The 13,390-nt window shown below is 54.5% G+C and carries 12 protein-coding genes and 1 tRNA gene; 4 read left to right on the top strand and 9 right to left on the bottom strand.

The window, feature by feature from the left end:
• Window positions 1-3 precede the first annotated feature (3 nt).
• The 7 genes from BMZ14_RS10980 to BMZ14_RS10950 all read right to left on the bottom strand — a co-directional run bounded on the left by BMZ14_RS10980 (window position 4) and on the right by BMZ14_RS10950 (window position 7,808).
• A complete protein-coding gene (locus tag BMZ14_RS10980) occupies window positions 4-1,017 on the bottom strand; it encodes a zinc-dependent alcohol dehydrogenase family protein (RefSeq protein ID WP_218145021.1) in 1,014 nt (337 codons plus the stop codon).
• 60 nt (window positions 1,018-1,077) lie between these two features.
• Window positions 1,078-2,157, bottom strand: coding sequence for a galactokinase (gene galK, locus BMZ14_RS10975; protein WP_074797480.1), 1,080 nt, complete (start codon window positions 2,155-2,157; stop codon window positions 1,078-1,080).
• 72 nt (window positions 2,158-2,229) lie between these two features.
• Complete coding sequence (galT, locus tag BMZ14_RS10970; protein WP_074797478.1) at window positions 2,230-3,318, bottom strand: galactose-1-phosphate uridylyltransferase; 1,089 nt, start codon at window positions 3,316-3,318, stop codon at window positions 2,230-2,232.
• A gap of 3 nt (window positions 3,319-3,321) precedes the next feature.
• Entirely contained in the window at window positions 3,322-5,103 is a 1,782-nt protein-coding gene (locus BMZ14_RS10965) for a glycoside hydrolase family 2 protein (protein WP_218145020.1), read from the bottom strand.
• Window positions 5,104-5,455: 352 nt separating this feature from the next.
• Entirely contained in the window at window positions 5,456-6,025 is a 570-nt protein-coding gene (locus tag BMZ14_RS10960; protein WP_143071968.1) for a hypothetical protein, read from the bottom strand.
• 360 nt (window positions 6,026-6,385) lie between these two features.
• Window positions 6,386-6,478 (bottom strand) — tRNA-Ser (locus BMZ14_RS10955).
• Window positions 6,479-6,578: 100 nt separating this feature from the next.
• Window positions 6,579-7,808 carry an aspartate kinase gene (locus tag BMZ14_RS10950; protein WP_074797472.1) on the bottom strand — a complete coding sequence of 410 codons (1,230 nt, stop codon included), beginning with the start codon at window positions 7,806-7,808 and terminating at the stop codon, window positions 6,579-6,581.
• Window positions 7,809-8,203: 395 nt separating this feature from the next.
• On the opposite strand from BMZ14_RS10950, the gene BMZ14_RS10945 reads away from it, so the two are divergent.
• Complete coding sequence (locus BMZ14_RS10945; RefSeq protein ID WP_074797469.1) at window positions 8,204-8,488, top strand: helix-turn-helix domain-containing protein; 285 nt, start codon at window positions 8,204-8,206, stop codon at window positions 8,486-8,488.
• Window positions 8,489-8,583: 95 nt separating this feature from the next.
• On the opposite strand, the gene BMZ14_RS10940 is transcribed toward BMZ14_RS10945, so the two are convergent.
• Window positions 8,584-9,444 carry a radical SAM protein gene (locus tag BMZ14_RS10940; RefSeq protein WP_256208575.1) on the bottom strand — a complete coding sequence of 287 codons (861 nt, stop codon included), beginning with the start codon at window positions 9,442-9,444 and terminating at the stop codon, window positions 8,584-8,586.
• A gap of 16 nt (window positions 9,445-9,460) precedes the next feature.
• On the opposite strand from BMZ14_RS10940, the gene queD reads away from it, so the two are divergent.
• From queD to BMZ14_RS10925, 3 genes are all read left to right on the top strand, one after another.
• On the top strand, window positions 9,461-9,922 hold the full coding sequence (gene queD, locus BMZ14_RS10935) for a 6-carboxytetrahydropterin synthase QueD (protein ID WP_074797467.1): 462 nt from the start codon (window positions 9,461-9,463) through the stop codon (window positions 9,920-9,922).
• A gap of 133 nt (window positions 9,923-10,055) precedes the next feature.
• On the top strand, window positions 10,056-10,532 hold the full coding sequence (locus BMZ14_RS10930; protein ID WP_074797464.1) for a peroxiredoxin: 477 nt from the start codon (window positions 10,056-10,058) through the stop codon (window positions 10,530-10,532).
• On the top strand, window positions 10,522-11,955 hold the full coding sequence (locus BMZ14_RS10925; RefSeq protein WP_074797462.1) for a PhoH family protein: 1,434 nt from the start codon (window positions 10,522-10,524) through the stop codon (window positions 11,953-11,955). Before BMZ14_RS10930 ends, BMZ14_RS10925 begins: the two co-directional genes overlap by 11 nt.
• A 39-nt stretch (window positions 11,956-11,994) precedes the next feature.
• Here the strand turns inward: BMZ14_RS10925 and dnaB are convergent, their stop codons facing one another.
• Window positions 11,995-13,383: a replicative DNA helicase gene (gene dnaB, locus BMZ14_RS10920; protein ID WP_074797460.1), complete on the bottom strand. Its 1,389-nt coding sequence runs from the start codon at window positions 13,381-13,383 to the stop codon at window positions 11,995-11,997.
• Window positions 13,384-13,390 lie beyond the last annotated feature (7 nt).

The raw sequence follows: 13,390 nt of genomic DNA, 5'->3' as shown, positions 1-13,390 counted from the left end.
AAGCTAAAAATCCGGAATAAGCACTGCCGCACCTCTTAACTTGCCCTCACGCAGCCTTGACAGCGCGGTATTTGCCTGGCTTAGCGGCAGCGATTCGGTCGTCACTCTGATTGGCACTTTCGGCGCCATTGCCAGAAATTCTTCGGCATCCCGGCGGGTAAGATTGGCGACCGAGACCACGCTTTTTTCTCGCCACAGGATGTCATAAGGAAAGGCGGGAATGTCGCTCATGTGAATACCGCCGCACACGACGATTCCCCCTGGACGAATTGCTCGCAGGGCGGCGGGCACGAGAGCGCCTACAGGCGCGAATATGATAGCGGCGTCAAGTTCTTCGGGAGGCGTCGTGTTCGAGCCGCCCGCCCATGCTGCGCCCATCCGGGCGGCAAAGTCCTGAGCCATCGTATCCTCCGCGCGCGTGAACGCGAATAATTTCCTCCCCTGATAGCCCAGGATTTGAGCCACTATGTGGGCGGCGGCGCCAAAGCCGTAAATTCCAACTCGCTCGGCGTCGCCAGTCATTTTCAACGCGCGATAGCCAATCAATCCGGCACATAACAGGGGCGCCGCCTCGATGTCGCTATAGTCATCCGGGATACGAAAACAATAACGCGCATCGGCAACAGTGTATTCCGCATAACCTCCATCAATCTCATAACCGGTAAATTTCGCCTTGGTACACAAGTTTTCATAGCCGCTGAGACAGTAGGGGCATACGCCACAGGTCCAGCCTAGCCAGGGAATACCGACCCGGTCGCCGATAGAAAAATTTTGAACATTTGTTCCACACGCAGCCACTCGTCCCACAATTTCATGGCCTGGGACGATGGGCAGTTTCGGATGGGGCAACTCGCCGTCAACCACGTGCAGATCCGTCCGGCAAACAGCGCAGGCCGACACCTTGACCAGCATCTCATCGACAGCCGGTTGCGGTCGAGGTAAACGACGCTTCTGAACCTGATGTCCCGGCGCGTCCAGCACCATTGCGTACATCGAATCATTTAACGGGAATGTCATAATCGTGAAATAAAGGTGCGGCGAATGACCGGCGCGGCAGAACGACCTACCGATATCCCGTTAAACTGTGCTGGACAATGACGGTACAAGCACGCGCCCAGTGAAGCCTTCATCGGAATAGTCCTGCAGCACTACCTGGGAAACCTCGTTCAATGCTTGGGGTTCACACAAGGCTACGCACGCGCCACCAAACCCGGCGCCTGTCAAGCGGGCCCCATACACGTTAGGATGGGCCTGTAATAACGCCACCAATTGATCAAGCTCGGGCACCGAGACTTCATAATCGTCGCGCAGGCTGGCATGGGATGCGTTCATCAGGCCGCCGAATTCCCCGGCACTGCAGCAAGCGGCCGCAACCAGCACCCGGGCATTTTCGCTAATGATATGACGTACCCGGCGGCACAAAGGCTCAGGCAGAGTATCGGCGGCCGAGATATCGTCAACATCACGCAGCGAAACCACGCCAAGCCGCTGCGCCGCTTCTTCACACTCCGCCCGGCGCTGGTTGTAACCGCTCCCGGCAAGGGTGCGGGCCACGCCCGAATAAAGCACCAGTACCGCCGATTCGGGCGGCAGCGGAACAAGCCGCCGATCCAGTGTGCGCGTATCGAGAAACAGCGCACTTTTCGTGTCCGCAAGGCTTGAAGCCATCTGGTCCATGATGCCGCATCGCACGCCCGCATGTCTGATTTCAGCCCGCTGCGCCAATTGTGCAATGCGTACGTCGTCCAGCGGCTGGTCGGTCAAAGCCCGCAATGCGCGCAACGTCGCAACCTCTAGCGCCGCACTTGAGGATAGGCCCACTCCCATGGGTACATCTGATTGAACATGAATATCCAGCGGTGGCGTATGGATGCCATCGGCACGGGCTTCCACCAGGCATCCATATACGTAGGTAGCAAAATGTTCTGCAGGGAGAGTATCGAGCGTGAAACGAACGGTGCTGCCGAGCATTTCCGAGTGCAGCGCGAACTCACCCTGATCATTGTGCCGCATACTAACCGTCGTCTGCTGTTCGATAGCGATAGGTAACACATAGCCGTCATTGTAATCCGTGTGCTCGCCCAGCAGATTGACCCGGCCGGGCGCTTGCGCTACAACCCCAGGCGGAGCACCGAACACCGCCTCAAAACTGCACATCAGAGCTCCAGATGAGTATTGCAGGATTGCCGGTGTTTCCGGCCGGAGTGTTCCGCCAACCGTGAGAGGTATTCATTCGAGTGCAATCTCTACCCGTTGCAATTCCCCGGCCTTCTCTTCCGGTAGCGCGTCCATGGCAAAGAAGCCTGCTGCAATTTCGGTACCGGCCAGGTATTTGAGACGGTCGCGCGTGCGGTACGGGGGGTAGAACTGCGCATGCAGATGCGATTCAGGGTGAGGTTCACCGTCGGTAGGCGCCTGGTACCACGCCATCAAATACGGAAATGGCCGTTGCCATAAACCATCGTATTTCAGCAGCACTGTCTTGAGTGCCCGCGCGAGGTCAGCACGCTGATCGGGAGTGAGCTGAATGAAGCTTTCAACCGGCTCGATAGTAGCTACCCATACTTCATATGGGTAGCGGGCGCAAACAGGAACGAAAGCTACTGCGTGAGCACCTTCATAAAGCATGCGTAAACCGGCATGCCGCTCCCCCGCGATGAAATCTTGCAGCACGCCGCATCCTTTTCCCCGGTAATAACGTTGTGCTTCCTGTTGCATTCGTGCCGGCACAGGAGGCACGACCGGGTAGGCATATATCTGACCATGAGGATGATGTAACGTAACGCCGACCTCCGCGCCACGATTTTCAAATGGCAACACGTAGGCGATATCGCCCCTCTGTACCATCCTGAGCGTGCGGTCTCCCCAAACTTGCAGCAGCAATTCGATGTGAGCGAGCGTCAAACCTCCAAGCGAACCGCGTGCATCCTGTGTAAATACCACCACTTCGCAGTGACCCGCTGCCCGCGCACTCGGCACGATCAATTCGGGGGGCTCTTCAGCGTCGGGACCACCCAGCGAGGGAAACCGGTTATCGAAAACCGCCACGTCCCAGCCACCTGCCGGTACTTCTGTCGGATGGGCCGGGTCAGTGGTCACGCCAAGCGGGTTGTATTCCGGGGGCGGCAGGAAAGTGCGCCCCTGCCGATAGGCAGCGTAGGTCACCCACTCGCCGCGCAACGGATGCCACCGCAAGTGAGGGCTTGCATTCAGCGGTTCGGGGAAGGGGCTCGGGGCGACGATTTTCGGGTCGAGCGGATGGCGGGCATATAGTGTCAGCGCGCGCCCGTCCGGCTTGGTGAGATCAAGCGAATACATCGCTTAGACGCCTCCAGGTATGTGAGTGCGCGAAATACTGGTCACCTTTGCAATTTCCTCGATGGGGATTTTCGGGGTGCGGTCCGAGCAAAGCAGTCCATTCGTTTCCTGAAAAGTATCAGCGAATTGAGTGTAACAAAAACCACTGAAGAGCGCGGTCTGGATCACAGTGAGCATCAATTTGCCGTACATCCGCAAAAATTCATCACTATCTCTGGCAACGGTGTAGCCCCAGGAATCCTCGACGTCCGGCTGGGGACACATGGTGAAGGAGATGCCGCCAAACTCGGTGAGCATGATAGGCTGACCCCGATGCGGGTAGCCGTCGAGCGTGAGGATTCGTCCCCCTGGGCGCCGCCGATCGAATAGTTGCTCGGGCTGGACCTCCGCGCCATAACGCTGTCGCAGGTGCTCGACGTTCGCATCGTAATCATGAATGCCGATGATGTCGGTGGCGCTGCTTTCCCATCCGTCGTTGCCGATAACTGGGCGTGTCGCATCCAGCGTTTTCGTCAGGTGATACAGCGCCTCGACAGCATGCCGCTGCTTGCCCACGGCGGTAAGATCGGGGACGCCCCAGGATTCGTTGAAAGGAACCCAAACGATGATGCAGGGATGGCTGTAGTCGCGCTCGATGACCTCTGCCCACTCGCGCACCGTCCTCTTGATGGCGCTGCGCGTGAAACGATATGCAGAGGGCATCTCCTCCCATACCACGAGCCCGAGCCTGTCGGCCCAGTAGAGATATCGCGGGTCCTCAATCTTTTGGTGCTTTCGCACGCCGTTGAAGCCCATGGCCTTCGCAAGCTCGACATCGCGGCGCAAGGCATCGTCGCCGGGAGCAGTCATCAAAGTATCAGGCCAATAGCCCTGGTCAAGCACGAGCCTCAGAGGGTAGGGCCGCCCATTAAGCATGAAACGGTCTCGCAGGATATGCACTGACCGCAACGCAGTGTACGAGATGAATTCGTCCACCACCTCTTCCCCACGCATGAGCCGGATGGTTGCGTCGAGCAGCGTGGGCCGTTCCGGACTCCACAGCAATTCATTGCGATAATCGTCGATGCCGGGATCAGACAGCACGATAACCCGGTCTACTTCCCGGTCCAGCACCTTGTAGCGGTCATGTGCAAGCAGTTGCTCGCCATTGCGCAAGCAGACATCCACAGTAAAGTCGTCGGCACAGTCTCCTATAACCCTGGCCTCGAAACCAATTGCGTACGTGTCGAGCTCCGGCGTCCAGCGGATTTTCTCGATATAGCTGTCCGGCACCCGTTCGAGCCAGACCGTCTGCCAGATTCCCGTAGTTCGGGGATACCAGATGGAGTGGGGCTCCAGTTGCCAATCCTGCTTGCCACGCGGCTTTGCCAACTCATGCGGGTCGTCATCCACCTGCACCGTCACGGTCTGCTCGTTAGATGGGTTAAGCATGTGTGTGATGTCGGCCCAGAAGGGGGTGTGGCCCCCTTCGTGCGTGACAGCCAGGCATCCATTGATCCACACGCGGGCGGCGTAATCAACGGCGCCGAATCGCAGAATCACACGCCCCGGCGAGGGTGCACAGTCGAAGTCCCGTTCATACCAGCACAGCGGATGAAAGCCGCGATCGCCGATACCGCTCGCTTGCGATTCGGGCGAAAAAGGCACCGTAATCTTCAACGGCCAAGTCTTGATTTGCGAAGGGAGCGCAAACTCGCGTGCGTCGTCGTAGCAAAAACGCCACGTGCCGTTAAGCGAAGTCCAATTCGAGCGCTGCATCTGTGGCCGGGGGTAGGCGAACTCCAATGCACTTCTCCTCTAGCATGCACTGCACGCTCGTCACCGGGACGAGCGGCACTGTCGTATCCGGCTTGGCTGCGACCTGCGACAATCAAGGCTTACATTTTGCACTTCGAACGGTAAGCACTGATATGCCGCAGACAAACGGTTCGACCGGAGGTCTAATCATGCTATCCCAGTCTGAAATGCAAGAAGAAACAAGGGTGGACACGAAACGACGAATGTCTAGATTATCAGTAAAGAAAGCAGTTAACAAGAAAAAGCCGGTGAACGGTCAGACATCCTCACGGCGCTTCACTTGAACACTTACTTCAACCTTCGACCCCCGGCCCTGTTGGAGATTGGGGGCCAGTTGACGCTACTCCTGATCATCTGATCCTGCCTGCGCCGGAACTTGCTCCCAATCTCCGGGGCATTCCTTTACCTCGGGATAGTAACCTTCCGCTTCCCGGCAGTAATACCAATGATTTGTTTGAGATGTGGGGACCGCCTGAGGGGTATCCTCTTTTTTTTCAACATATACGACGCCCGGTTGAGTGGGCCGGAAACCTCCCGGAGAATATCCATACGGCTGTGGCGCATATCCGAAGGCGCCGAAACCGAAAGCCGGACCAAACCCGAACGCAGGCCATCCATGGATAATATGGGTATGTCCGCCCGCTCCGTGGTGCCTGTGGCCATGGTGATGGCCATGTTCGCCGGCGCGCCCGTCTTTATCGCGGTCCTGTCCTTGATGATCATCCTGTTCTTCATCGCTATCTTCCCCGCGGTCGCCGTCGGCGGCTTCTCCGCCCGCGTCGTCCCCCCCATCAAAGCCTTCATCGAACCCACCATCGTCTCCGTCAAAAGCTATTGCCGCTTCGCCCGGGATCAACCCGAGCAAGGCGACGATCAAGCATGAGAAACATAGTAGTTTGAGCTTTTTCATGCAGCTAGCCTGTATGTGTGGAGTTCCTATGACCAGAAAAAGTCGCAATCATTACATCGCAGGGCGAATAAGAGCACGGACAGACTTCAGTTCATTAACGTGCGGCGTGGCGGTTGGATGACGATGCGGCAGCTTGCCGGATCGGACCGGATGGGAACCGAAGCCGGGAAGTGGAAATTTTGATGAAGGCGAGCCTACCGGGGCTACTATACTAATATGGCGATATCAGCCTTTGCAGGTCGCTAGCTTGCCCGAACCCAAGGGGAGAAGGTGGTAAATCCAGGTAAAAAGAAACTACGGGAAATAGTTTTCTACGGGAATCAATGGAGTTGGAATTACTGAATGGATGGAATTACTTATTGGCGGAGAGAGAGGGATTCGAACCCTCGATAAGCTTTTTGAGCCTATACTCCCTTAGCAGGGGAGCGCCTTCGACCACTCGGCCATCTCTCCACAAAAACCCACAACAGAATAGCGGTTTATGACTCGCAGGTCAAACGGTGGACTGCCTGGATATATCGGGCATCAAACCTGTCGGAGCATGGGCGAGTTCTCAGGACACATGGTCCAGTTCGAACACCTTATGCAGCACGCGTACCGCCAGTTCCATGTATTTCTCGTCCACTACCACGGAAATCTTTATTTCCGAAGTGGAAATCATTTGAATATTAATGCCTTCTTCCGCGAGTGCTCGAAACATCTTGCTGGCGATGCCCACATGGGATCGCATCCCGACACCCACCGCCGATACCTTGGCTATTTTATCTCCGCCGATCACACCTCTTGCGCCAATGTGGGGTTGAACCTGATTCTCCAGGATGTCCATGGTTCTGGCGAATTCACTGCGATTTATCGTAAACGAAAAGTCAGTCAAGCCATCATGTCCGACGTTCTGAATAATCATATCCACATCAATATTGGCGTCAGCCACCGGGCCGAGAATCTGATAAGCAATACCGGGACGATCGGGCACGCCCAGCACAGTAATCTTGGCTTCGTCGCGATTGAACGCAATACCCGAGATAATCGCATGCTCCATATTTTCTTCTTCCTCGAAAGTAATCAGGGTACCCTCGCCGTCCTCTTCGAAGCTGGACAGGACCCGCAATTTAACCTTGTATTTGCCCGCGAATTCGACCGAGCGAATTTGCAAAACCTTCGAACCCAGGCTCGCCATTTCGAGCATTTCCTCAAAGGTCACCGTCTTGAGTTTGCGGGCTTCCGGAACGATGCGTGGATCGGTCGTATAAACGCCATCCACGTCGGTATAAATCTGGCACTCACCGGCTGCAAGCGCCGCCGCCAGCGCAACCGCCGTGGTATCGGACCCCCCGCGGCCCAGAGTGGTAATACTTCCGCTCTCGTCCATGCCTTGAAATCCAGCTACCACTACGACATAACCGGCCTCGAGATCCGCGCGTATTTTATCCTCATCGATTTTTAATATGCGTGCCTTTGTATAGGCATTGTCGGTAAGTATCCGCACCTGTGCGCCGGTATAGCTCCTGGCCCTGACACCCCGATCCATCAGCGCCATGGACAGTAGGGCGACGGATACCTGTTCGCCGGTTGAAACCATGACATCCAGCTCGCGGGGATCGGGATGAGCCTGGAATTCCCGGGCAAGGGCAATAAGGCGATTTGTTTCGCCGCTCATAGCGGACACTACCACTACGACCTGATGACCACGAGATTGAAATTTCGCTATGCGACGGGCGACATTTTTAATGCGCTCAGTACTGCCGACCGATGTACCGCCGTATTTTTGGACAATAAGTGTCACGATGACAACGCTTCTATAATAATAAGAACAATAATCCTGTTGCCAGCAAAAGCAAGTTGTATGCTGGATCAATTTAATGCCGTGAACAGCCGGAATCAGGAATTGAGTATGATAATCGGAGTTTTGCTTCCGGATTTTACCTCATTAGTGGAAAGAAAACCCGGGAACCGCTGAACGAATCCTGTCCGAGGGGTGCGTTTTGCCGGCAAATCGGACGATTCTTATTCATGGGCTTACTCCCATGCAATATGACAAGCGCTGAACTCGAATAATCCTTGCGGAACCCAAAGGGGGCCCACTTAGTACTTGCGTAGAATAAGAAAACAAATTAAATTTATGTATGTGCAATAATCCTATAACATAACACCAACTAATAACCTATTGAGAGCCGACACATGAAACTCTTCGAAGAAATATCCAATCCTCGTGAAATCCGTCGTAAATTGGGTCTTAACCAGCATGACTTCTGGAGTAAAGTCGGTGTCACTCAAAGCGGGGGCTCCCGTTATGAAAGCGGACGAAATATGCCAAGGCCGGTAAGAGAGCTCGTACGACTTGTGCATATTGAGCATATTGATCTCACCAAAATCAAAAAAGATGACTTGATTGTAGCCGCGATGCTGAAAAGCCAGGATCCTGATTTATACAAGAGCCTGAAGAAGGCGGCCAAAGCGAAGTAAGCAATAAAATACCGACCCAATCCGGGCCCGGCACAATTTTCTGTTCGTTTCGCTGAGTATCACCTGGGGGATCGAGAAGCAAGATAACCGCAAGCTCACGGATTAAGCTTGACAGCAAGCCCGAGAGATTCAATTTCCCTTGAAAAGGCTTCCATCCACTCCTGGTCGACTTTTTTCAGCCGTGGAGCTTCCGGTTGCATGGACGGGCGTGCAAGGCCATATAACAGCACACCTCTGAGTAGCCCGCCCCCTCGCAAGAATTCTTCCAGAAATGTTAAATAAGCATCCAGTTCGGTCCTGGCCGGCGGCTCGTCATCGATTTGGAACACGCAGGTTTGCAGCCAGGTAGGGCACAAGGAGGCGGCTAGTTGCAGGTTTTTTCGCATCCTGCTCAGGCTCATCCGGGTGCTATTCACGCGCTGCCTGCCTTCGCGGGTAACACTATCCAGTTTGAACCAGACCTCGCCGTTGAGCTCCGCCATTCTCCGCAGCCCCGCCTGGACCCCCGGCCGATCTATCAGGCTGCCATTGGTGATCAGCACGAGTTTAAGTTCCTCGGGCAGGTCATGATCGGCTTTGATGCGCCCTATCAACTCAACCACATGCTCGAATTCGCCGGCACTGGTGGGCTCGCCATTGCCGGAAAACGCAATATCATTGATGCGCTTTGCGTCCGGCGGTACCTGCACTTGCATGAAGTCTCCATAAAGCGCTTCATGCAGAAAAATTCTTAACTCCGCTTCGAGCTTTTCCAGATCGATTTTAGGCGCCGTGCCGCGTTTCAGGTCCGGGACCTGGCAATAGACACATCGCCAGTTGCAGGCGTTGTTGGGATTAAGATTGACACCTATCGAGACGCCGCCGGCTCGACGCGACAATACGGGATAGATGTATGTCATCCCCGCAACGTCGCGGTTGTGGTCGGTAATATGTAATAGTTTAGCGGTTCGCTGCAATGTTACAATTCCAGTAATGTTGATCACTCGCAGGCTGGAATTCGACGCCGGCCATCGCATACCTTCCCATAATAGCCAATGCCGCCACTTGCATGGGCACCGCTATGCTATTGAAATCACCCTCTCGGGGGATATTATCACCGACGCGGGCATTTCCGAGCAAGGAATGGTAATGGACTATTCGGAAATAAAACGCATTGCCAACACTACCCTGGTGGATAAGTGGGATCATGCGTTCCTGGTATATTCCGAAGACGTAAGGTTACTGGAATTCCTTCAATCTCTGGAGGATCATAAAACGGTAGTGCTTGATACGCCCCCTACAGCCGAAAATCTCGCTCTCACCGCCTTCCGCGTACTTGATGCAGCCTATCAGGACAGCTATGGCAATCACCTCAGGCTGGAACAGGTACGCCTGTTCGAAACACCTAATTGCTGGGCGGACGCAAGACGAGGACAATCAGGTATTTCTGAATAGATACGCACCGTCGTCGACATCAGGGTTTATTTCCCTGTTGCTGCAGCAAACCCCGACATTTGCTTTATGCGATCTTTTTGGTAACATGCAAAATGAAAATCAAGGCAGGTCCTTTTAAAACACATCCCTTTCCATGTTAAACCAACCCATCCCCGATTTCGAGCTTCCTTCCACCAGCAATCAGACTTTTCGTTTATCCGCAGCCGTCGGAAAAAACCTGGTAATTTATTTTTATCCCAAGGACAACACGCCCGGTTGCACCACGGAGGGGCAGGATTTCCGTAACGCTTACCCCGATTTCACGAGGCTCGACTGCAATATCGTGGGGATCTCGCGAGACAGCATCAAATCGCACGAAAATTTCAAGACGAAAATGGATTTTCCTTTCGAGCTGCTGAGCGACGCTGACGAAACAGTCTGCAAGCTGTTCGACGTCATGAAGATGAAAAACATGTACGGCAAGCAGGTCCGTGGAATCGAGCGCAGTACTTTCGTGGTAGACGCAAAGGGCGTATTACGAAAGGAATGGCGGGGTGTGAAGATAACGGGTCACGTTCAGGAAGTATTGGAGTTCGTGAAAGCCTTGCCCAAGGTAAACAATGGGTCCTAGAAAACGGCCTTCTTCCGTTACAGCAGTCCGGCATCTACAAAGCAACCCCAAGCTATTCGTGCTTGACAGCAATGTGCTGATGCATGATCCCACCAGCATGTTCCGCTTTCAGGAACATGATGTCTATATTCCCATGGTCATCCTTGAGGAGCTCGACAATAATAAAAAAGGAATGTCCGAGGTTGCCCGCAATGCCCGGCAGGCCAGTCGTTTTCTGGACGAGATTGTCAGCAGCGCGATAAGCGATATTAACGAAGGTATTCCGTTGCAGCCGCACGGCAGCAAGAGTGCAACCGGCAGGCTGTTCCTCCAGACCGACGCTATCAGCAGCGATTTGCCCATGGGGTTGGCGAGCGGGAGCGCCGACAACCAGATCATCGGCGTGGTAAAGTTCTTGCACGAAACCTATCAGAACCGGACTGTTACACTGGTTTCCAAGGATATCAACATGCGTATCAAGGCGCGTGCGCTGGGACTGGCGGCGGAGGATTATTTCAACGATAAGGTTCTGGAAGATACCGATCTCCTCTTTTCGGGAATACAGGAATTACCGGCGGACTTCTGGGACAGGCACGGCAAGGAAATGGAATCGTGGCAGCAATCCGGTTCTACGTTTTATCGCGTGAGCGGGCCATTATGCGCGAGCTTCCTGCTCAATCAATTCGTCTACCTGGAGCATGACAAGCCATTCTATGCGCAGGTCAAGGAGCGTAGTGGCAAAACAGCGGTTCTGCAAACTCTCAAGGAATACACTCATCATAAAAACAATGTGTGGGGCATCACCGCACGTAACCGTGAACAGAATTTCGCGCTGAATCTGCTGATGAATCCCGATGTGGATTTTGTTACGCTGCTGGGTCAGGCGGGTACAGGCAAAACTTTGCTTACTCTGGCGGCCGGACTGATGCAAACCCTCGAGCACAAGGTTTATTCCGAAATCATCATGACGCGCGTTACCGTGCCGGTAGGTGAGGATATCGGTTTTCTGCCGGGAACCGAGGAAGAAAAAATGACGCCATGGATGGGCGCGCTGGAAGACAATCTGGATGTACTCAACAAGACGGACAACAGCGCAGGAGACTGGGGGCGCGCCGCCACGCTTGATCTGATCCGCTCGCGCATCAAGATAAAATCTCTCAATTTCATGCGTGGACGCACTTTCATCAACAAGTTTTTGATAATCGACGAAGCTCAAAACCTTACGCCGAAGCAGATGAAGACGCTTATCACCCGAGCCGGTCCCGCTACCAAAGTAGTATGTCTGGGCAACATTGCCCAAATTGATACACCTTATCTGTCCGAGGGGAGTTCAGGGCTGACTTACGTGGTGGACCGCTTCAAGGGGTGGAACCATAGCGGACACGTAACGCTGCAACGGGGCGAGCGCTCGCGTTTGGCAGATTACGCGGCAGAGGTTTTGTAAGCCGCTACGGTCTGAGATAATAGCACCTGTCCGAAGCTTTTAATAATGCCCGGATTTGGCATAACTCTCGAATCTGGTATATTCGCCCAGGAAAGTAAGATCTACCTTACCAATGGGGCCGTTCCGCTGTTTGCCGATAATGATTTCGGCTACGCCCTTATCTTGTGTTTCGGGATTGTAGACCTCATCCCGGTAGATAAAAAGAATCAGGTCCGCATCCTGTTCTATGGCGCCCGATTCCCGCAGATCGGACATTACTGGCCGCTTGTTCGGGCGCTGCTCCAGGCTGCGATTCAATTGCGACAAGGCGACAACGGGAACCTGGAGTTCCTTTGCCAATGCTTTGAGCGAGCGCGATATTTCAGAGATTTCCGTAGCCCGGTTCTCACCCTGCCCGCTGGCGGACATAAGCTGTAGATAATCCACCACGATCAATCCCAGTTCGCCCTGCTGACGATGAAGCCGCCGCGCCCGCGCTCTCAGTTCCAGCGCATTCAATGCCGCGCTTTCGTCAATAAACAGTGGCGCGTCGCTCAGCTTGCCCAAAGCATGGGTCAGCTTGGACCAGTCCTCATCCTGCAAACGGCCGGTTCGGACCTTGTGCTGATCGAGGCGTCCGACCGATCCCAGCATCCGCATTGCCAACTGCGCCCCGCCCATTTCCATGCTGAACACTGCGACGGGTTTTTCCAGCATCAAAGCTACATGCTCGGCGATGTTAAGCGAGAAAGCAGTCTTGCCCATCGACGGCCTGCCCGCGACAATGATCAGGTCGCCCGGTTGAAAGCCGGAGGTTTTCTGGTCGAGATCATGAAATCCGGTTGCAATTCCAGTGACATCGCTGGGATTGTCCTGATTGTAAAGTGTCTCTATACGCTCCACGACCTGCTTGAGGAGCGGCTGGATATCGACAAAGCCTTGCTTTCCCCGAGCGCCGGCCTCGGCAATCTCAAACACCTTTGCTTCGGCTTCGTCCAGAAGATTCGAGGCCGAGCGCCCCGCGGGGCTATACGCCGAGTCCGATATCTCCGAACCGACTTGCGCAAGCCTGCGCATCACTGCCCGCTCCCGCACGATTTCCGCGTAACGCCGGATGTTCGCTGCGGAGGGCGTATTCTGAACGATTATTCCAACATAGGCCAATCCGCCTACATTTTGCAGTTCGGCGGATATTTCAAGCGACTCGGCGACAGTCACAACGTCAGCAGGTTTGCTATGCTCAACCAGTTTACAGATGTGGCGATAGATGAGTCTGTGGTCCTGCCGGTAAAAATCATCCTCGGTGATAACATCAGCCACCTTGTCCCAGGCATAATTATCCAGCATCAACCCGCCCAGCACGGATTGCTCCGCTTCAACCGAATGCGGCGGCATCTTGTACGATTCAAGCAATTGATCGCTGGTGGCCGCGGTGAGGAATTGAGCCATGGAATCC

The organism is Nitrosospira briensis (assembly GCF_900115125.1).
GTDB lineage: Bacteria > Pseudomonadota > Gammaproteobacteria > Burkholderiales > Nitrosomonadaceae > Nitrosospira > Nitrosospira briensis_A.
The sequence above is the reverse complement of the archived record's forward strand: the minus strand, read 5'-3'. Positions and strand labels throughout refer to the sequence as shown.

Coding starts and splice junctions, on each gene's coding strand:
- BMZ14_RS10980 (WP_218145021.1), bottom strand. CDS start 1,017: ATGACATTCCCGTTAAATGATTCGATGTACGCAATGGTGCTGGACGCG.
- galK (WP_074797480.1), bottom strand. CDS start 2,157: ATGTGCAGTTTTGAGGCGGTGTTCGGTGCTCCGCCTGGGGTTGTAGCG.
- galT (WP_074797478.1), bottom strand. CDS start 3,318: ATGTATTCGCTTGATCTCACCAAGCCGGACGGGCGCGCGCTGACACTA.
- BMZ14_RS10960 (WP_143071968.1), bottom strand. CDS start 6,025: ATGAAAAAGCTCAAACTACTATGTTTCTCATGCTTGATCGTCGCCTTG.
- BMZ14_RS10945 (WP_074797469.1), top strand. CDS start 8,204: ATGAAACTCTTCGAAGAAATATCCAATCCTCGTGAAATCCGTCGTAAA.
- queD (WP_074797467.1), top strand. CDS start 9,461: ATGTTGATCACTCGCAGGCTGGAATTCGACGCCGGCCATCGCATACCT.
- BMZ14_RS10930 (WP_074797464.1), top strand. CDS start 10,056: ATGTTAAACCAACCCATCCCCGATTTCGAGCTTCCTTCCACCAGCAAT.
- BMZ14_RS10925 (WP_074797462.1), top strand. CDS start 10,522: ATGGGTCCTAGAAAACGGCCTTCTTCCGTTACAGCAGTCCGGCATCTA.
- dnaB (WP_074797460.1), bottom strand. CDS start 13,383: ATGGCTCAATTCCTCACCGCGGCCACCAGCGATCAATTGCTTGAATCG.